This window comes from Aquimarina hainanensis, from assembly GCF_042684685.1.
In the GTDB taxonomy this organism is placed as follows: domain Bacteria; phylum Bacteroidota; class Bacteroidia; order Flavobacteriales; family Flavobacteriaceae; genus Aquimarina; species Aquimarina hainanensis.
In genome coordinates, this window is record NZ_JBHULX010000017.1 from 243,401 (window position 1) to 264,009 (window position 20,609).

Consider the following 20,609-nt stretch of genomic DNA (forward strand, 5'->3'; position numbering starts at 1 on the left):
CAAATAGAAATGAGACAAGATATGATACCTGAAATAGAAAAATCGTTAAACGATCAGATAAAACACGAAGCAAAAGCTTCTGCGCAATATTTAGCGATGGCGTGTTGGGCAGATGCACAAGGATATAATGGGATAGCCGAATTTTTCTACACACAGTCTGAAGAAGAACGTGCCCATATGACCAAATTGGTTAAATTTATTAATGAAAGAAGTGGGACCGCAATTATTCCTGCTTTGGATAAGCCTAGAGCAGAGTTTGATTCATTACTACAGCTTTTTGAAATATTCTTGGAGCATGAAGAATTTGTTACAGCACAAATTAATGACGTGATTTTCAAGTGCCTGGAGTATAAGGATTACAATGTGCATAACTTTATGCAATGGTATGTTTCTGAGCAGTTAGAAGAAGAAGCAACGGCCAGAACATTGCTGGATAAATTAAAAATTATAGGAGATGATAAGTCTGGACATTATTTGTTCGATAGAGACATTAATACATTTAATGTAGCCTCTGAACAAGGAAATCAATAAGACAGTATTCCTACTCCTTATAGGTATATAATTGATAGTGATAAAGATCACTTGATAAATTAAAAAGATTCTTTTTGTAAGAATCTTTTTTTTTGCTTTATTTGCACTTTATTTAGATTCAATAAAAACTAAAGAAGTGCAGAATATAGAAATTTCATCAGTACATACTCCTTGTGTTATGTTTTCTTGTGAGGGGTATAGTTGCGGAGGAAAAAAGAAAAAATGTTGTAAGAAATACAAAAAGAAAGGGAAGACAAACTGTAAGAAATGCCCTAAACTTTAATTTTTTTTAACGTGTATAATTTTTCGTTTCGATAACGAAATCATAAACAAGCTTTTTAGGAAGATTGTAGTAAAAATAAAAGCAATGTGATTTAGACAAATCACATTGCTTTTATTTTTTTGAGTAGATTTGAGTAAATAGAAACGGAGGGGATGAAAATTAATGCATACGAAAAAGAATGTTCTTTTCGTTGAAAGATAGAATAGCGATTACAGAAGAGAATTATGATTAAAATGTTTATAGAATCAATAAGAAGCGGGATGAAAAAAAATAGTACACTTGTATGTTTATTTTTGTTGTCTACTAGTCTGTTGATAGGTCAGGAAACTGACTGGAAAAGCAATTTTGATGAATCGAAAAAAGAAGCTGTCGAAAACAATAAAAACATAGTGTTGGTTTTTGCTGGATCTGATTGGTGCGCCCCTTGTATAAAACTTGAAAAATATATTCTGAATACGGAAGAATTTATTGCTCTGGCGACAAAAGATTTTGTTTTGGTAAAAGCAGATTTTCCAAGAAAAAAGAAGAATCAGTTGTCTGAAGAAATACAAGAACAAAACAGGGGATTAGCAGAAAAATATAATAAGAGCAATGGATTTCCGTTAGTGGTGGTCTTGGATCCACATGGAAGAAAATATGGAGAACTAGGATATAAAAAAGTAACTCCTGAAATGTACTTAAAAGAATTGCAAGCCTTAATACCGTATTAATCATTGAAATCAGTTACTGTTTTTGTCGCTTTTTTATGTTGGGTTTCCCAGAGTTATTCTCAGGAAATATTCAAAAAGAATTTTTCTTTGATGGGAAGTCAGTTCGATATCACACTGGTCGCATCCAATGAGATAGAAGCAGCTCAATTTATAGAAGCAGCCATAGGTGAAATGAAACGCATCGAAAAATTGATTTCTTCCTGGGATAATAATTCTCAGACATCTTTAATCAATAAAAATGCAGGAGTAGCTGCTGTAAAAGTATCAAGGGAACTGTATGATCTGATTGAACGATCTATAGCGATATCAAGGCTAACAGACGGAGCTTTTGATATCACATATGCTTCTATGGATGCTATCTGGAAGTTTGATGGAAGTATGCGTGAAATGCCATCAGAAAAAGAGATAGTCAAATCAGTTGCGTATGTAGGCTATAAAAATATTGTATTGGATTCGAATCTATCCACTGTTTTTCTGAAACAACAAGGGATGAAAATAGGATTTGGAGCTATAGGGAAAGGATATGCTGCAGATAAAGCAAAAAAACTACTACAGTCCAGGGGAGTGATCGCTGGTATCATAAATGCATCTGGCGATATGAATACCTGGGGAAAGAAACCCAATGGAGAAGATTGGACAGTAGCCATAAAGAATCCAATGGCAAAACAACAGGTTTTTGCAACATTACCTATAAAAAACAGAGCAGTGGTTACTTCTGGAGATTATGAAAAGTATGTAAAGCTAGATGGCAAAAAGTATACACATATTATAGATCCCAGAACAGGGTATCCTTCTTACGGTATTGTAAGTGTTACAGTTTTTGCACCTGGAGCAGAAATGGCTGATGCTCTGGCAACTTCTGTCTTTGTGATGGGGAAAGCGGTCGGAATCGATAGGATAAATCAATTAAATGGAGTAGATTGTATTATCATAGATGATAAAGGGATGGTATATACATCAAACCACATAAAAATCAATAAGGAATATGAAAAAAAATAAAGTAAGGTTACTAGCTGTTATATATAAGGTTGTTGTGGTTTGTATTGTTTTTATATGCTATTCATGTGTTACTGTTAAGGAGTATGAGAAAGTACGGATTAACGATCCCGATATGGAATTGGCCTCTCGAAAAATAAAAAGATTTCGAACGAATTTTCAAGCGTATAGAGAAGCGGCTGTAGGAGCCAATGGGGGGAAAACCGGAGGAGGTTGTGGGTGTAATTAATCTTGATATAAAAAAATATACGCAAGTGAGAAAATTATCTTTTCAAATACAGTGGATTATTTTTGTTTTTGTGATTGGAAGTATGACGATGAAAGCACAGCAATCACAGGATTCTGTAGCAGTGACTCCTTATAAGAAAAGAGTACTGGAAACAACAGAGATTGATTTTTTGATGAGTTATTATACACAAGAAGGAGATAATGCAGCAGTTACAGGAGGAAGAGGAACAGAAGAGTTGGTGGATACAAACCCGGCTATTGTAGTAACGATTCCGTTAAATGATGATGATATACTGGCAATTGACGGAAGTGTGTCTGCTTATTCATCTGCATCATCTAGTAATGTGAACCCGTTTGATGGAGATAACAGAGCTGATCCTTTTGTAGCATCTTCGGGAGCTTCACAAAATGATGTGTTAGTAACATTGTCCGCAGCATATACTCATCATAGTGATGATCGAAATACAATTTGGTCTGCTAACGTATCCGTAGCTAATGAGTATGATTATTCCTCTGTAGGAGGAGGAGCAGGTTTTACAAAATTATTTAATGAAAAAAATACAGAGTTTACTATAAAAGGAAATGTGTTTTTAGATACCTGGAAATTAATTTATCCGTCTGAGTTAAGAGATAATCCTTCCTTTGAACCATTTACAGATAATAAAAGAAACTCATATGCCATAGGAGCAAACTTCTCTCAGATATTATCCAAAAATATGCAGGGGATGTTGAGTGTGGATGTAATCTTTCAGGAAGGAGTATTGTCAACCCCTTTCCAAAGAATACAGTTTGCTGATGTGGAAGATGTTGTTATACAAGATTTTACCTATGGGGATGATGTGGAGAGATTGCCAGATCAGAGAGTAAAAGTAGCACTAGGAGGACGATTGCATTATTATCTTAATGAGCGGATTGTCTTGAGAAATTTTTATAGATACTATACTGATGACTGGGGGATTAAAGCACATACTGCTTCTATAGAAATACCATTCAAAATTTCGGATATGTTTACCTTATATCCGTCTTACAGGTTTTATAAGCAGACTGCAGCAGATTATTTTGCACCATTTAATAAACATTTGTCCTCAGAAGAATATTATACTTCGGATTATGATTTGTCTGAATTTAACGCCAATCAATTTGGTTTTGGAATAACCTATACAGATATTCTTACGCAGATGCGTATATGGAAATTGGGAGTAAAAAATATTGATTTGAGATACAGCTTGTATGAGCGGAATACTGGTTTACGGGCAAACTTGATTTCCGGGGGAGTTACGTTTGTTGTAGAGTGAGAAAAATATATCTTTTTGGTGCTCTAAGTAGATGCAATTCATCTTTTATCAAAAAAAAAGCTATCTGTCAGGTATTCGATTAAAAAAGACATATATTTGCACGCAATTAAATCTTAATTGCCATGACTGCACACGATTCAAAAATCCTTGGAGAGGGATTAACATACGATGATGTATTATTAGTTCCAGCCTTTTCAGAAGTTCTTCCTAGAGAAGTAAATATCCAAACAAAATTCACCAGAAATATAACGATGAATATTCCTGTTATTTCTGCTGCTATGGATACGGTAACAGAAAGCCGTATGGCAATTGCGATGGCACAAGAAGGAGGAATAGGTGTGTTGCATAAAAATATGACAATTGCTGAGCAAGCGACTAAAGTTCGCAAGGTAAAGCGAGCAGAAAGCGGGATGATTATAGATCCAGTCACATTACCCCTGACTGCAAAGGTAGAAGATGCAAAAAATAATATGCGGGAGCATAGTATTGGAGGAATTCCTATTGTAGATGAAGCAGGTAAGTTATTAGGAATTGTGACCAATAGAGATTTGCGATTTGAGAAAAATAATCAGCGCCCTATTGCAGAGGTCATGACGAGTGAGAATCTGGTAACAGCAGCGGAAGGAACTTCGTTACAGGAAGCAGAAGTGATCTTACAAGATAATAAAATCGAGAAATTGCCAGTAGTTAATGATGATAATACGCTGGTAGGATTAATCACTTTCAGAGATATTACAAAGCTTACATTAAAACCTATCGCGAATAAGGATAAGCTAGGACGTCTTCGTGTAGCTGCCGCTATTGGAGTTACCGGAGATGCTGTGGAGAGAGCAGAAGCTTTGGTAAAAGCAGGAGTAGATGCAGTAGTTATTGATACGGCACATGGACATACTAAAGGAGTTGTTTCTGTACTCAAAGAAGTAAAAGCTAAATTTCCTGAATTAGAAGTTATCGTTGGAAACATTGCCACAGCAGAGGCAGCAAAATATTTGGTAGATGCAGGAGCTGATGCAGTAAAAGTGGGAATTGGTCCAGGATCAATATGTACTACCAGAGTTGTAGCAGGAGTGGGGGTGCCGCAATTCTCAGCTGTACTGGAAGTAGCAGCAGCTATAAAAGGATCAGGAGTTCCGGTAATTGCTGATGGAGGAATTCGATATACAGGAGATATCCCAAAAGCGATTGCTGCAGGAGCTGATTGTGTTATGTTAGGATCTCTTTTGGCAGGTACTACAGAATCTCCGGGAGAAACGATTATCTATGAAGGAAGAAAGTTTAAGACATACCGTGGAATGGGATCGGTGGAAGCCATGAATAAAGGTTCTAAAGACCGTTATTTTCAGGATGTGGAAGATGATATAAAAAAGCTGGTTCCAGAAGGAATTGTAGGAAGAGTAGCTTATAAAGGAGATTTGCTAGAAAGTATTCATCAATTTATAGGTGGACTTAGAGCAGGAATGGGATATTGTGGGGCAAAAGATATTGAGGCACTACAGAACAATGGTCGTTTTGTGAAAATTACAGCTAGTGGAATTCATGAAAGCCATCCACATGATGTGACAATTACTAAAGAAGCACCTAATTATAGCAGATAATAGGGACTTGCTAAAATACAATTATTAAAAATCGCGAAGCTAAACACTTCGCGATTTTTTTGTTTTTTGAATTACATTTAAACAAAGTAAAACAAATCATTTTGTCTTTTTCTAAAAACCTCAGGAGTGCATCCGTATTGTTTTTTGAAAAATGTAATAAAGTAAGAGGGAGTATCGAACCCCATTTCTAAAGCGATTTCATTGACAGTTAAATTAGTGTATTGTAATAATCGCTGAGATTCCAGTAAAATTCGCTGTCTTATCAAAGAACCTGCCGTTTTTCCAGTTTCTTTTTTGCATACCTTATTTAAGTGATTGGCACTTACATGTAATAGATTCGCATATTGAGAAGGTGTTTTTTTACTCTTGTAATGCTTATCTATTAGTTGTTTGAAATAAATGATTTTGCTTTCTCTACTATGATTCTGTTCAATAGTTCTTACTGGGTTGTAGGCTCTTTCGAATTCGAAAAGTAAAATATTCAGATAAGAACATAATACATTTCTGAATCCTTTAGAACAGTTTTGATATTCTTTTTTTACAAGTAATAATAGGGAGTTCCATTTGTAAACTTGTTTTTCGGTTAGTCTAACAAACGGTTTTTCCCATTTTTTGAGAAATGAAAATTGATATAATAAATTGGTGTTGTATCTCAAATCAAAAAAATCACTAGTAAAATTAATAATACTTCCTTTTGCATATTTGTCTAATGTAATACTACTTACACAATCGGGTTTAATGATAATGAGTTTAGCTTGATCTGTATCTATTTTAACTTTGTCAATTATAATCTCCCCCTTAGCAGAATCTATAAATAACAATGTATAGAAATCTTGCTTGTGAGGTAGTTCTAATTCAGGGAAACGCTCTAATAGTCCCTCTAAGGTATCTAGCCAAAACCCATTGGTGTTCTTTTCAAAATACTCCATTGTGCAAACCATTAACTTATTAGTTCGCATATTGCATATGATCATTTAGAAGACATAAGGTATAAGTCCAAAAAAAACTTTTGAGCTTATAAGGGGCTCATGTCAATTGTGTGAATTAAATATGTCTTATGAATATAAATGAGCTGTTTTTGGAGGATGAAAAATAGAAAATAAATGCTCAGAGGTATAAAGTAGAGGGATAAAATGACTGAGATGATTTTCTCTTTTTAATGAAAGAATTGTTTTTTTGTTAGGAGATGATGTATGTATAAATAATACTATTTTTTGTTTTTCAATTTTAGGAAAATCCTTATGTGAACTCTTTTGTTTGTTTTTTGAAAGCTGTGCTTTTAAAAAACAACTCCCTTTACAAACAGGGGAGGCTTTGAACCTGTTGATGCACATGTTTTTTTCAATAAAATCCTGGTTGGCATAAAAATGAATCAAAATTCTCAGCTCACTGGTACTGTGATATAAGAATACAAAAAGTAGTATTATTGATAAAAAACGATTCATGATAGGTTTTAAAAGAGTTCTCGTGCGTGCTTCTGTCGAAAAATGATTATCTGGATATAGTACCTGTTATAAAAATTGCCAACTGTAAGCCGTTATAACAATTAACTATTGTTAAAAGTGAGACACGAAATCTAATAGCAAAATACCATTTCTTATGATTGATTCCTAGATTGATTGCATAATTTCAGAGATTATTAACACTGAATTTCTTTATGCTTTTAGTTACAAGCGAAAATTAGATGATTTAAGTGATGTTGAAAGATTTTTTGAGTTGCTGAGTAGTACTGCAAAACAAAAACAGGGCTGAGGATAGTAATTTTTATTATAAAAAAAAGACATATCTATTCGATATGTCTTTTATATAAATTAAGTGCTAATTTCTTATTCAGCTTTGATTCCAAGCTTTGTCATTACAGTTTTTGTAAGATCAAATGTAGGATCTATATACGCCAATCCACTGTTAGAAATCGTTAAAACCTGAGAATATCCTCCTGCCTTAGCAACTTCTTCTAATGCTTTTCCAATTTTTTGATATAAAGGCTGTAATAATTTGTTTTGTTCCAATTGAGCCAGTTGAGCACCGTTTTGTCTAAACTTATTGATATCTCCTTCCAGCTTAATAATTTCTTCCTGCTTTGTTTTTTTCAAAGCATCCGTCATAGTAGCTTCTTTAGCCTGGTAATCCTTAACAAGTGCTTGGTATGAATCTAATTTTGTTTTTAATTCAGCTTCTAACTTTCCGTTATACGCTTTAATATCTTCCTGTACTTTTGTTAATTCAGGCATTTTAGAAAGGATAAACTCACTGTCTATTGTTCCTACTTTTGATTGAGCCACCATAGTAAGGCTTACTGCCATAAAAAGTATGGAAAGTACTACTTTTTTCATTTATAATTTTTTAAGTGTTATCTAATGCAAATATATACGCTCTTCTGATATAGTTACAGTTAATTGTATTTTTTTTACTCAATAATAGAGATTTAAATGTTCAGGAGTGTACCAGAGGTAATATCTATGCCGAATAATATCTTGTGTACTTACACTGAACAGGTTTACTGATTTGGTAAAAATTAATAGCTAGGCAGGAAGCCTAATAGTCTAAAAATATTCTGAGTAAAGGTTTTGTTTGGTCGTGTTTTACTGCTTTAATGATTCGGATTACTGTTAATGCTTGATTGCGTATTTTTTATTTTTTTTCAGAGTACACTTGACCTCGGTGAGGCTTCAATGCATCTCTTATAGGTTTCATGATCGATTCGTCTATGACCATATAAGCAATACTATGCATTTCGGTTAGGTCTTCTGCTCCTGTATCAATAATCCCGAGTTTTTCGAGGGCAATATATTCTTTGAGATGAATTACGTGATGGGTCGCTGTTTTGCTGGCTGCAGGACCTCGAAAATCCCAAATTAATTTTAATTTTCTGTTCATTGTCATTATTCCTTACGTTGGTCGCGTCAATAAAAGCAAAGATGTCCTAAAAAGAGTTTATATTAAAGAAAAATGGAAAATTATTTTCTCCTTAATGCAAAGAAAATATAACGAATGTAAGGTTGGGAGGAGAATTGAAAACTGCTTTTGTATAAAAGTACATAAAATAATACTACAAGTGCCATTCGTTTCGTTATCATAAAGGCTTGTAAAAGATGTTAATATTATTATTTTTGTCCGGTCTCGGACTTTATCAGAAGAAACTATGAAAAGAGTATTGTTTTTTTTAGGAATGGTTGTTTTTTCTTCAATAACAGCACAGGAAAAAGATGAAGTGCTATTGATGTTAGGCGAATCCCCAATCTATGAATCTGAGTTTAAAAGAGTATACCTGAAAAACATTGATCTGGTTAAAGATGCTTCCCAGAAAGATGTTGATGAGTATTTAAAACTTTTTATAGATTATAAATTAAAGTTGCAGGAAGCAAAATTTCTGGGATTGGATAAGAAAGAAACCTATCAAACGGAATTAGACGGCTATGCAAGGGAACTGTCATCTAATTATCTGACAGATGTCAAGGCATCAGATGAAATGGTAAGAGAGGCTTACGAGAGAATGAAAAAAAGAATCAGAGCAAGTCATATTCTTATCCAATTGCGAAGAGATGCCTCTCCAGAGGATACATTAAAAGCATTTAAAAAGATAACAGAAGCCAGAAACAAAATTGTAAAAGGAGAAAGTTTCGAGAGCATTGCAGAAACGTATAGTGAAGACCCGTCTGTTACAAAGAACAAAGGAGATTTAGGATGGTACTCTGTTTTTAGAATGGTATATCCTTTTGAGAATGCTTCCTATCAAACAAAAATAGGAGAAATATCAGCTCCATTCAGAACACAGTTCGGATATCATATTGTAAAGGTTACCGGTCAGCAACCTTATGAAGGGAAAGTTACAGTAGCACATATTTTGGCAAAAATTGATGAGAAACAAACAGCCTCTATAGCCGCACATAAAATAAAAGAAATCAAACAGCAACTGGAAGATGGGGTGGCTTTTGACGTTGTCGCTAAACAATATAGCGATGATAAACAGTCAGCACCTTATGGAGGAGAATTAAAACCTTTTGAAAAAGGAGTGTTGAACTCTGAGGCATTTGAAAATGCAGCATTTACCCTAAAAGAAGTAGGAGAGTTATCTCAACCTATAAAAACGCAATACGGACTTCATATTCTGAAATTGCTTAATAAGGAAGCTGTAGGAACCTATGAAGAAGAAAAATCACAGTTGACAGAACGGATAAAAAGAGATACACGAGCGCAGTTAATTACAGATAAATTTTTAACATCTCTGAAGAAAAAGTACGGAGTAGAAAAAAATGAAGAGGCAATACTATATTTTAAGAAAATAGCAACTTCTATAACGGAAAGTGACAAGAACAGTTACCCTAAAACAGAAGCATTTCAAAAAGTACTTTTTAAAATTAAAGATAAAGAATATGCATATAAGGATTTTGCAAGCTTCCTGTTCGAAAAACAATATAAGGCGAAGTATTTCAAAGACCTTTCTAAATTTATAGACAGATCCTATGATGATTTTGAGTCTCAGGAATTACTGGCATATTATAAGAATAACTTAGAAAGAGATAATCAGGAATTTGCAAATGTATTATTAGAATACAGAGAGGGATTATTACTTTTTGATATTATGGAAACTACAATCTGGGACAGGGCAAAAGAAGACATGGAAGGAGTAAAAAAATATTATCAGGAACATAAAAATGACTATAAAAAAGGGGAAACCTATACAGTAATAAAAGCTTCTTCTGTCAATAAGAAAACATTGGCTAAAACCGCTAAGTTGTTGTCTAAAGGAATGAGTATCGATAAAATCAGAAGTATTGTTAATAAAAAAGGAGTACAGGTAATCTTTTCAGAAGAATTTTTGGAAAAAGGAGTGGATAGTTTTCCGGAACGATTTTTAGCAGAAAAGAATACATCTACATTTACAGAAGAAAAAGAATATCAAACACTCTTTTTTGTCAAAGAAATACAACAGGAAACTATCAAGGAGTTTGAAACAGTCAAAGGAAAGGTAATCAATGATTATCAGCAACATCTGGAGAATATTTGGCTGGATAGCCTCAGAAAGAAATATCGGGTGAAAGTGGATGAGAAAATCTTAAATAAAGTGAAAAAAGAATTTTCTATATAGAATGAGGTATATTGCAGTTTTTATTTGGATACAGCTTTTTATTTCCTGTGGAAAATGGAATGATGATGGCGTAAAAGGAACAATGGCTAGAGTAAATGATACCTATCTCTATAAAGAAGATGTTAAGGAATTGATAATGAATGGAGTGTCAAAAGAAGATAGTGCCAACATTATTAATACATATATAAATGGATGGGCGACAAAACAGTTATTGATAGATCAGGCAAAGGTGAATCTCAGTGATTTGGAAATGAGGGATCTGGATAGGCTGGTAGAAGATTATAGAAATACCTTGTATATTAATGCCTATAAAGATGCATTGATTAGCAAATCGATTGATACCAAAGTATCTGATGAAGAAATGAACGCTTATTATGAGCAAAATATTGAAAATTTTAATCTGAATAGGGAGCTGGTAAAGATACGTTACTTACATTTGCCTACTGATTATAATGATATTGTTGCAACGAAGAAACAATTTGATCGTTTTAAAGAAGAAGATGAAGAAGACCTTATAAATAGAAAGTTGGAATTTATAGGGTATTCTTTTAATGATAGTCTTTGGTTGGAATTTGAAGATGTATTACATCAAATTCCTATTTTGAGACAAGAAGAAAAAAAGAATATTTTAAAAGAAGGGAAGTATATTCAGTTGAGTGATTCTCTGGGGATATATATGGTGAAAATAGATAAGTTGTTGGATAAGGGAGTACAAGCCCCTTTAGAATATATAAAACCAACAATACGCCAGATTATATTAAATAAGAGAAAACTAGAGCTGATAAAGAATTTAGAAAAGGACATTACAAAAGATGCGATTAAAAACAAACAATTTGAAGTTTACAATTAGGGAGATAACAATTAATACCATTGTATTTTTTATAATGGGATATGCTGCAATTGCTCAAGAGATCATAGAAGAAGCAGTAGTTGCACAAGTTGATTCTGTAAAAAAAGAAGTTCCTTTCCAAAAAACAAAAATAGATGGAGTTGCAGCAGTAATCGGAAGTTATGTAATTCTGGATAGTGATATCGATGTAGCGTATCAGCAAATAGTAAGTGAAGGCGTTTCTACCGACGAAGTAGATAAATGTCAGTTGGCAGGGAGTTTGTTCGAAAATAAATTATATGCTCACCATGCAGTTCAGGATAGTCTGGAAGTGTCAGAAGGAGAAATAAACTCTATTGTAGAACAGCAAATGGCATATATGGTTCAGGAATTAGGAACCATGGAAAAAGTGCTTAGCTTCTATAAAAAGGAAGATGTAGACGCATTAAAAAAGGAATTGTACGAAGTTCATAAATCCAGTAAGTTATCAAATCAGATGCGTTCTAAGATTACGGATGAGGTAGAAATTACACCAGAAGAAGTAAGAGAATTCTTTGATGATATTCCAAAAGATGAAAGACCTTTATTTGGTACGGAGTTAGAATTGGCTCAAATCGTGATCGAGCCAAAAGTATCGGAAGAAGCAAAACAAAAAGTAATTAACAGATTACAGCAATTCAGAACAGAAATCGTAGAAAACGGAAGTAGTTTTGCGACGAAAGCGGTATTATATTCACAGGATCCGGGATCAAAATCTACCGGAGGGAAATATACATTAAATAGAAAAACGCCATTCGCAAAAGAATTCAAAGATGTAGCATTTAGTTCTCAGGAAGGAGAAGTAAGCGAGCCCTTTGAAACTGAATTTGGGTATCACTTATTGAAGGTGGATAAAATACGAGGAGAAGAAATAGATGTAAGACACATTTTATTAGTTCCGGAAATAGAAAGAGAAAATGTAGAAAAAGCAAAAAAACTAATCGATTCGATTCGTACAAGTATCATATCAGGATCGATTTCTTTTGAAGACGCGGCCAGAAAATTTAGTGATGAAAAAGAAACGAAGCAAAACGGAGGAAAGCTAATAAACCCAACAACAGGAGATACACACTTTGAACTTACCAAAATAGATCCTATATTGTATGATCAAGTATCGAAGTTAAAAGAAAATGAAGTGTCTTTAATCATTCCTGATCAGGATAGACAGGGAAGAAAGAAGTTTAAACTCATTACGGTATTAAATCGTTTTGATGAACATATTGCTGATTATTCAAAGGATTATTTGAAAATTCAGGAATTAGCACTTCGTAAAAAACAAATTAATGCTATTAGAAAATGGCAAGATGAAAAAATAAGGGATACCTATATAAAAGTCAGTGGAGAATACGAAAATTGCGAGTACAGTGGAAATTGGTTAAAAAAATAAAATAGTATGTCAGACGTTGCAGCTGTAGAGCAACTGGTAAATAAGTATACCGAGCTAAAAAAAGAAATATCTAAAATAATTATTGGTCAGGAAAAAGTAATTGACCAAATTCTTATCTCCGTATTTTCAGGAGGGCATGCACTGTTGATCGGTGTACCGGGACTAGCCAAAACCTTAATGGTGAATACCATTTCTCAGGCATTAGGGCTGGATTTCAAAAGAATACAATTTACCCCTGATCTGATGCCTAGTGATATCCTGGGGAGTGAAATATTAGATGAGACCAGACAATTTAAGTTCATTAAAGGACCTGTTTTTTCTAATATTATTCTGGCAGATGAAATAAACAGAACACCACCTAAGACACAAGCAGCATTGCTGGAAGCGATGCAGGAAAGATCAGTAACTGTAGCAGGACATCATTATAAATTAGACCTTCCTTATTTTGTATTGGCAACTCAGAACCCTATTGAGCAGGAAGGAACGTATCCATTGCCAGAAGCACAGTTAGATAGATTTATGTTTGCTATTGAATTGTCATATCCTACTTTTGAAGAAGAAGTAGAAGTGGTAAAAAGCACAACGGGGGTTTCTGTTAAAGAAATTAACCCTTTGTTTACAGCAGAAGAGATCGTTAATATACAGCAACTAATTAGGAAAATACCTATAGCTGATAATGTGGTAGAGTATGCAGTGGGATTAGTAGGAAAAACAAGACCTAATGGAGAAAACGTTCCGGATATTATTAAAAACTATGTAGATTGGGGAGCCGGACCAAGAGCTTCTCAGAATTTAGTTCTGGCCGCAAAAACACATGCGGTAATCCATGGGAAGTATTCTCCGGATATAGAAGATATACAAGCAGTAGCCTTAGGTATTTTACGACATAGAATGATAAAAAATTATAAAGCAGAAGCAGAAGGCGTAGGTATAGAAGATATTATAAAAAAGATTTTATAAAGAGTTTTTTTGCTAGAAAATTTTAAAAAGGTTTAAACGGTTGTTTAAACCTTTTTTGTTTTATGATGTCATAAAAGAGAACGTTCATGAATTAATAAATAAAGTAAACATATAATGAGGAGTAATTGTAATCATTATCAATAGAATCAAAAAAATGAAAAAAGAAATGAAAAAAGAAATGAAAAAGATTTTGTCAATAGTTATGATCATGTTGATCAGTACTGTATCTGCACAAATTCATGCGCAGGATCATGAAAAAAGAAGGGAATTGAGAAACAGTTTTTTCGAGAGCCTTTCAGATCATCAAAAAGAACAGTTGAAATATCATAAAGAGTTAAAAAAACAACATAGAGAAGCTTTTAGAGAAACATTTACAGAAGAGCAACGCGCTATTGTTACTAATGAAGATTTATCCAGAGTAGGAAAAAGAAAAGCACTGAGACCTACATTATCAAACGAACAAAAGCAATTGAAGAAGAAAAATAAAGAGCGAATGGAAAAAGAAAGGGAAAAATTTGAAGCTACGCTAGATGCAAAACAATTAGAAACTCTCGAAAGGATAAAAGCAATGAGAAAAAAGAAAGGTAGAATGTGATCGTTCACTAAAAAATACTGTACATAAGAAGGGTAGCGCTAACAGTGCTGCCTTTTTTTATAGAATACATTTTAGAAGAAAAACTTATTACATAGGTTTTATTCTATTTTGTTAATTTTTTAACATAAAATCACACTTCATCGATATTAAACTGCATTTCGTCGAACAAATTGAATTGTTTAGTCGAAATTAAGTGATGATTCCTGAAGGTTATAAATACTTTTATATAAAGTTGATTTATAAATGATTGTTTTGAAGTGAAGTTGTTCGCTTTAAAACAACGTATTGTTTTTTATTAAATATGTCCTGAGTCTATAAAAGTAAATTTAAAGCCAGATTGAATATGAATAATCATTACTTAACCGGTTTAACGAAAGTATTCGATACACTACAGAGAGTTCCTTTTTTTATAATAGGAGTTCTTTTTAGTGTATTTGTTTCAGAAACGATGTATGCGCAATGCCCTGCGGGAGCAATTGATTATGCAAGTAGCCCAACTAATACAATTGCTTCAGGAGAAGTATATTGTCTTAGCCAGGATTTAGATATAGGTAATGCAAATCTTACAATTCAATCTGGTGGAGAATTACACATAGAATCCGGTTTTGAATTACAAGGAAATGGTGTTCTGACAATTCAGGGAACTGTTGTAGTCAATGATGGGGCCGGTATTACTTACGTAGGTTCATCAGAAATTGGGATTTTTGGAACAGCAGTCACCTCAGTCTTACGATTAGGTGTCGGATCTTTTTTCTCTATAAATGGATCATTGACTCAAAACGACCCTACATTCTTTGGAAATTTAAACCCAGGACATAGTGCGACTATAGAAATGAATAATTGTTCTGTAGTAGAAGTGTGTTCGACATTTACACAGCAGGCAGAAACCTATCCAAGTGTTGTGTATATAGGAGATGGGAGTTGTGAAGCCTATTTTATAGATAAAGCTCAGGTAAGTGGTGGGTCAGGATCAACACTGACGAATTCTACCAGTGTCAACTGGATTGCTATGAATACAATAACCAGTCTAAGTGAGGGAGGAGCTACACTTTGTGGTCCCAATGCTACACAGGCTACATGTAGTATGTGGCCGGCAGGACTTACAGATGCTGTTGCGGCGAATTGTGCAGAAGCTAAAGGAATTGCGGCAGGATTATCAGGGGGATCAGGACCAACTACGACAGATACCGATGGAGATGGAGTGACAGATGATGTGGATTTAGATAATGATAATGATGGGATTTTAGATAGTGTTGAATGTCTATCTGTAGAAGTTATCCCAACGGGAGTTAGTAGTACCGATGATGATTTTAATAATCCTAATAACGGAAGTGATACTCCTGGAGCTTTAATAAACACTATAGATGGTAATTTAGGAACTTATATTGCAGATGCAGCGCCTTCAGGAGGCTATTCTGATGTTACGTATACCTATCCTTCTTCTAGGTTGCAGACATTGCGAATTTATAATAATGCAGGAAGTCTATTAGGAGATCCTCAGGCAATAAATACAATTGGTACAATTAATTTTTATAACAGTTCAGATGTCTTGATTGGTACGTTATCATCAGTGGCAGTACCTAATGGAAATGCAGGAGGAAATCCTTTTGAAATTCCCATGGATCTTCATGATGTAACAAAAGTAGAAGTATTAGATTTAACAGGACTTTCTTCAGGAATTGCATGGAGATCATTTAGGTTAGTAACATGTACAGATTCAGATGGAGATGGGATTTTTGATCCAGAAGATTTAGATTCTGATAATGATGGGATTCCAGATAATATAGAAGGACAAGCAACAAACGGATATATAGCACCGAATACAGATAGTGCAGCAACATATACGACTAATAATGGAGTAAATTCAGCTTATTTAGGAGGGGTAACCCCAGTAAATACTGATGGAACGGATAATCCGGACTACCTGGATATGGATTCAGATAATGAAGGAGGTAATGATACTGCAGAAGCAGGTCTTACACTATCAGGTAATCAGGGAGCTAATGGGCTAGATAATAGTTATGATAATGGAGATGATTATATTGATGTCAATGGTAACTTTGATAATACCCAAGCAGATAATTTCCCGGATGAAGATAGTGATGTAGCTATTGAAGATGTAGATTATAGAGATGCGACAAATAGTGATAATGATAATGATGGGATTCCTGATTTTGTAGACCTGGACGATGATAATGATGGGATTTTGGATTGTGAAGAAATCGGCATAAATGCCTCAACAGAAGTTGATGGTCTTTTTAATATTGTCGGGGATGCTAATAAATTAGGAGCAAAAGAAATGCAATTGACTCCAAATAGCTTAAATCAATCAGGACAAGTAATGTCAGTGAGCAAAATTGATTTTGAAAGTAATTTTACAATACTTTTTGAAGCATATTTAGGAACGAATAATAACGAATCTGATTTTTTAAATTCAGGAGCAGATGGTATTGCAATAGTTTTTCATGATGATCCAGCAGGCACATCAGCATCAGGAAGTGATGGAAATGGTATAGGTGCCTTAGGAATTCAAAATGGAATTGTATTAGAATTAGATACATTTAATAATGGAGGGAGTACAGGCGATATTGTAGATGACCATGGAATGATATGGGATTCAGATGATCAAAGTATTCATTTATCAGGAGCGGTTTCTTTGGGGCAACTTGAGGATGGCGCATGGCACCCTGTAGAAGTGAGTTGGGATTTTACGACTAAAACATTAGTATATAAAGTTGATGGTATAACAGCCGGTAGTTATACAGGTGATGTTGTGTCAAATCATTTTGGCGGAAGCAATATGGTTCATTTTGGTTTTACAGCCTCAACCGGAAGTGTTGTGAATGAACATAAAATCAGGTTCGATAATTTTTGTAATGATTTACCTTTAGTAGAAGATTCAGATAATGATGGAATATCTAATCACAAAGATCTAGACAGTGACGGAGATGGAATTCCAGATAATATAGAAGCACAGACCACTAACGGGTATATTCCTCCTTCAGGAAATGATAGCGATAATGATGGATTGGATGATGCTTACGAAGGAACAGGAAATGAAGGGTTAACCCCTGTAAATACAGATGGAACAGATCAGCCGGATTACTTAGATTTAGATTCAGATAATGAAGGAGGGAATGATACAATTGAAGCAGGTCTTACATTATCAGGTAGCGTTGGAGCTAATGGATTAGATAATGCAATAGATAATGGAGATGATTATACCGATGTCAACGGTAGTTTTGATAATACACAAACAGATAACTTTCCCGATGAAGATAGTGATGTTGCTATTGAAGATGTAGATTATAGAGATGCGACAGATAGTGATAATGATAATGATGGAATTCCTGATGCCGTAGATTTGGATGATGATAATGATGGGATTCTTGATACAGTAGAGGCATTATGTGACACTAACTTGATAGCAAATGGAGATTTCTCTAATGGGAGTGATAAATGGACAAGTAGTTTTGCTTCAGGAGACACAGGAGGAATCAATTATACAGGAGGAACAGTTCAGTATAATGTAGATAATGATGGGGATTTGTATCCAATAAATAAGGTAATTACAGAAAATACAGATCTTTTTACATTAGAAAATGGTAAAGCATATACATTTAAGTTTGATGCTCATTTTCTGAGTGCTGTTCAGTTTGAGGTAGTGAATTTCAAATGGGTTATTATGGATAATTCAGGGAATTTAATTTCGGAAATTAATGAATTTACTACAGGAGGAACTACAGGAATTGCTTCCGGGATAGTGATAACGGATACTCAAAGTACTTACATAAGTACATTTATTCATAATGAAGCAACTGGAACTTATAAGTTAGGATTAACATGGGATGCAATAGAAGGCTTTCCAGGAGAAGGAAGAGATGTTATTTTTGATAATATATGTTTATCAGATAATGATTTAGATAATGATGGGATTCCTGATCATATGGATTTAGATAGTGACGGAGATGGTATTCCGGATAATATAGAAGCACAGACGACGAACGGATATATTCCTCCATCGGGGAATGATAGCGATAATGATGGATTGGACGATGCTTATGAAGGTACAGGAAATGAAGGTTTGACTCCGGTGAATACAGATAATTTAGATACGCCTGATTACATAGATCTGGATTCAGATAATGAAGGAGGAAATGATACTGCAGAAGCGGGACTTACGCTATCTGGTAATGTCGGAGCTAATGGTTTGGATGATGCAATAGATAACGGCGATGATTATACGGACGTTAATGGAAGTTTTGATAATAGTCAGGCAGATAACTTTCCTGATTCAGACAATGATGTGGCTGTCGAAGATGTAGATTATAGAGATGCGTTAACTTCTTTTGGATGTACTCCAGGTTTTTATCAAGTAGTGACGGATCAGTTCAGAATTATGGACCCGGCTACAGGTTTGTATTCAGATGTAGGAAGTCCTTGGGTAAATGCTTATAATTCTATAGGATATAATCCAGTTGATGGATTTGTATATGGAGTGGATAATACGACCAGGCATTTATTAAAAATAGATGGAAATGGAAATATAGCTGATTTAGGTGATTTAATAGATAATGCTACAAGTAACCCTATGGGGTCCAATGTCAATGCTGCCGATTTTGATAGTAGTGGAGCTATGTGGATTAAGCAGTCTGGTTCTGGTTTTTTTAGAAAAGTAGATATTGCGACTAATACCTATGATCAAATTAATACGACGGGAGCAAATTTTGATGTAGCTGATTTTATTATTATCAATGATATAGCATATGGAGTAAAAGATAATCGATTAAGAGTAGCAGATTTAACAACAGACCCAATTGTAGTAACCAGTAAAACCGTATCAGGATTAGGAGCAAGCTCTGGAGGATATGGGGCAACTTTCGGGGATGCTCAAAATAACTTATACGTATTCAGAAATGGGACAGGAGGTTTCTATAGAATTAACGATTATGAAAGTGCTAGCCCTTCAGCTACATTGTTATTAACAGGAGCTGCTTCTGGTTCTAATGATGGAGCTGCATGTCCAGATGCGTGCCCTGCTTTTGATCTGGATTGTGATGGTGTGTTGAATACAGATGAGGATTTAAATGGTAATGGAGATAATACAGATGATGATACAGATGGAGATGGAATACCAAACTATTTAGATGTAGATGATGATAATGATGGGATTTATACCAGCGAAGAAGATACAGACGGTAATGGTACGGCTGCAAATGATAATGAAGATGGAGATGGATTACCGGATTATTTAGATCCTGATTCTGATAATGATGGGTGTAATGATGCTAATGAAGCTTATGGAGATGCAAATGCGGATAATGGTGATGGAGGAGAATATGGAGATGCTGATACAGCTGTAGAAGGCGATGGTTCCGGTAAGATCAATCCGGATGGAAGTGTTGCGGCAGCATCGTATACAACAGGTACTGTACCATCTGTTACTGATGATTCCATAAAGATTGTTTGTGAACCTTGCGCAGCAACAGTAATACCAAATTTCACAGATGTCGGATATGCAATATGGGCAGCGGCAGATTGTGATGAAGATGGAGTAACTAATGGATTGGAGGTTGATCAGGATAATGATAATACAACAGGACCTAACCAGACAGATCCTTTTGATGGATGTGATTATAATACTTCAGATCAGGTTATCGCTAATGTTAGTGCAGCCTGGAATGCATTAGACTGTGATGAGGATGGAGTTACCAACGGACAGGAGATTACAGATGGTACCGACCCAACTGACGGATGTAGTTTAGTAGCAGCGAATCAGGATGCGACACCAAGTGCAGCCTGGAATGCATTAGACTGTGATGAGGATGGAGTTACCAACGGACAAGAGATTACAGATGGTACTGACCCAACTGATGGATGTAGTTTAGTAGCAGCGAATCAGGATGCGACACCAAGTGCAGCCTGGAATGCATTAGACTGTGATGAGGATGGAGTTACCAACGGACAAGAGATTACAGATGGTACCGACCCAACTGACGGATGTAGTTTAGTAGCAGCGAATCAGGATGCGACACCAAGTGCAGCCTGGAATGCATTAGACTGTGATGAGGA

At 34.8% G+C, this 20,609-nt stretch carries 15 protein-coding genes; 12 read left to right on the forward strand and 3 right to left on the reverse strand.

What is annotated here, in order from left to right:
- The first annotated feature begins 9 nt into the window (after positions 1-9).
- The 6 genes from ACFSTE_RS10665 (at position 10) to guaB (ending at position 5,638) form a co-directional block, all read left to right on the forward strand.
- Complete coding sequence (locus ACFSTE_RS10665; protein ID WP_378256394.1) at positions 10-531, forward strand: ferritin; 522 nt, start codon at positions 10-12, stop codon at positions 529-531.
- 543 nt (positions 532-1,074) lie between these two features.
- Entirely contained in the window at positions 1,075-1,524 is a 450-nt protein-coding gene (locus tag ACFSTE_RS10670) for a thioredoxin family protein (protein ID WP_378256393.1), read from the forward strand.
- A 3-nt stretch (positions 1,525-1,527) separates the two neighbouring features.
- A complete protein-coding gene (locus ACFSTE_RS10675; RefSeq protein WP_254883999.1) occupies positions 1,528-2,523 on the forward strand; it encodes an FAD:protein FMN transferase in 996 nt (331 codons plus the stop codon).
- Positions 2,510-2,749 carry a DUF4266 domain-containing protein gene (locus ACFSTE_RS10680; protein WP_176029276.1) on the forward strand — a complete coding sequence of 80 codons (240 nt, stop codon included), beginning with the start codon at positions 2,510-2,512 and terminating at the stop codon, positions 2,747-2,749. Before ACFSTE_RS10675 ends, ACFSTE_RS10680 begins: the two co-directional genes overlap by 14 nt.
- A gap of 82 nt (positions 2,750-2,831) precedes the next feature.
- On the forward strand, positions 2,832-4,043 hold the full coding sequence (locus tag ACFSTE_RS10685) for a DUF3570 domain-containing protein (protein ID WP_378258929.1): 1,212 nt from the start codon (positions 2,832-2,834) through the stop codon (positions 4,041-4,043).
- Between the two features lie 122 nt (positions 4,044-4,165).
- Positions 4,166-5,638: an IMP dehydrogenase gene (guaB, locus tag ACFSTE_RS10690; RefSeq protein WP_176029277.1), complete on the forward strand. Its 1,473-nt coding sequence runs from the start codon at positions 4,166-4,168 to the stop codon at positions 5,636-5,638.
- Between the two features lie 77 nt (positions 5,639-5,715).
- Here the strand turns inward: guaB and ACFSTE_RS10695 are convergent, their stop codons facing one another.
- From ACFSTE_RS10695 to ACFSTE_RS10705, 3 genes are all read right to left on the reverse strand, one after another.
- On the reverse strand, positions 5,716-6,567 hold the full coding sequence (locus tag ACFSTE_RS10695) for a helix-turn-helix domain-containing protein (protein ID WP_176029278.1): 852 nt from the start codon (positions 6,565-6,567) through the stop codon (positions 5,716-5,718).
- An 897-nt stretch (positions 6,568-7,464) separates the two neighbouring features.
- Entirely contained in the window at positions 7,465-7,971 is a 507-nt protein-coding gene (locus ACFSTE_RS10700) for an OmpH family outer membrane protein (protein ID WP_176029279.1), read from the reverse strand.
- A gap of 298 nt (positions 7,972-8,269) precedes the next feature.
- Positions 8,270-8,515, reverse strand: coding sequence for a hypothetical protein (locus ACFSTE_RS10705; RefSeq protein ID WP_176029280.1), 246 nt, complete (start codon positions 8,513-8,515; stop codon positions 8,270-8,272).
- Between the two features lie 265 nt (positions 8,516-8,780).
- Between ACFSTE_RS10705 and ACFSTE_RS10710 the strand changes: the two genes are divergently transcribed.
- From ACFSTE_RS10710 to ACFSTE_RS10735, 6 genes are all read left to right on the forward strand, one after another.
- Complete coding sequence (locus ACFSTE_RS10710) at positions 8,781-10,727, forward strand: peptidylprolyl isomerase (protein ID WP_378256386.1); 1,947 nt, start codon at positions 8,781-8,783, stop codon at positions 10,725-10,727.
- Between the two features lies 1 nt (position 10,728).
- Positions 10,729-11,577 carry a peptidyl-prolyl cis-trans isomerase gene (locus tag ACFSTE_RS10715; protein WP_378256384.1) on the forward strand — a complete coding sequence of 283 codons (849 nt, stop codon included), beginning with the start codon at positions 10,729-10,731 and terminating at the stop codon, positions 11,575-11,577.
- On the forward strand, positions 11,561-12,982 hold the full coding sequence (locus ACFSTE_RS10720) for a peptidylprolyl isomerase (RefSeq protein ID WP_378256382.1): 1,422 nt from the start codon (positions 11,561-11,563) through the stop codon (positions 12,980-12,982). Before ACFSTE_RS10715 ends, ACFSTE_RS10720 begins: the two co-directional genes overlap by 17 nt.
- A gap of 6 nt (positions 12,983-12,988) precedes the next feature.
- Positions 12,989-13,942 (forward strand): AAA family ATPase, encoded by a 954-nt coding sequence (locus ACFSTE_RS10725; RefSeq protein ID WP_176029284.1) that lies wholly within the window; start codon positions 12,989-12,991, stop codon positions 13,940-13,942.
- A 154-nt stretch (positions 13,943-14,096) separates the two neighbouring features.
- On the forward strand, positions 14,097-14,537 hold the full coding sequence (locus ACFSTE_RS10730; protein ID WP_378256380.1) for a hypothetical protein: 441 nt from the start codon (positions 14,097-14,099) through the stop codon (positions 14,535-14,537).
- 343 nt (positions 14,538-14,880) lie between these two features.
- The coding region (locus ACFSTE_RS10735; RefSeq protein WP_378298135.1) for a lectin-like domain-containing protein at positions 14,881-20,609 on the forward strand (5,729 nt) is incomplete at its 3' end.

Bases quoted from the DNA above. Each gene is read 5' to 3' on its own strand.
- ACFSTE_RS10665 (WP_378256394.1), top strand. From the start codon at position 10: ATGAGACAAGATATGATACCTGAAATAGAAAAATCGTTAAACGATCAG.
- ACFSTE_RS10670 (WP_378256393.1), top strand. From the start codon at position 1,075: ATGAAAAAAAATAGTACACTTGTATGTTTATTTTTGTTGTCTACTAGT.
- ACFSTE_RS10680 (WP_176029276.1), top strand. From the start codon at position 2,510: ATGAAAAAAAATAAAGTAAGGTTACTAGCTGTTATATATAAGGTTGTT.
- ACFSTE_RS10685 (WP_378258929.1), top strand. From the start codon at position 2,832: ATGACGATGAAAGCACAGCAATCACAGGATTCTGTAGCAGTGACTCCT.
- guaB (WP_176029277.1), top strand. From the start codon at position 4,166: ATGACTGCACACGATTCAAAAATCCTTGGAGAGGGATTAACATACGAT.
- ACFSTE_RS10695 (WP_176029278.1), bottom strand. From the start codon at position 6,567: ATGGAGTATTTTGAAAAGAACACCAATGGGTTTTGGCTAGATACCTTA.
- ACFSTE_RS10700 (WP_176029279.1), bottom strand. From the start codon at position 7,971: ATGAAAAAAGTAGTACTTTCCATACTTTTTATGGCAGTAAGCCTTACT.
- ACFSTE_RS10705 (WP_176029280.1), bottom strand. From the start codon at position 8,515: ATGAACAGAAAATTAAAATTAATTTGGGATTTTCGAGGTCCTGCAGCC.
- ACFSTE_RS10710 (WP_378256386.1), top strand. From the start codon at position 8,781: ATGAAAAGAGTATTGTTTTTTTTAGGAATGGTTGTTTTTTCTTCAATA.
- ACFSTE_RS10715 (WP_378256384.1), top strand. From the start codon at position 10,729: ATGAGGTATATTGCAGTTTTTATTTGGATACAGCTTTTTATTTCCTGT.
- ACFSTE_RS10725 (WP_176029284.1), top strand. From the start codon at position 12,989: ATGTCAGACGTTGCAGCTGTAGAGCAACTGGTAAATAAGTATACCGAG.
- ACFSTE_RS10730 (WP_378256380.1), top strand. From the start codon at position 14,097: ATGAAAAAAGAAATGAAAAAAGAAATGAAAAAGATTTTGTCAATAGTT.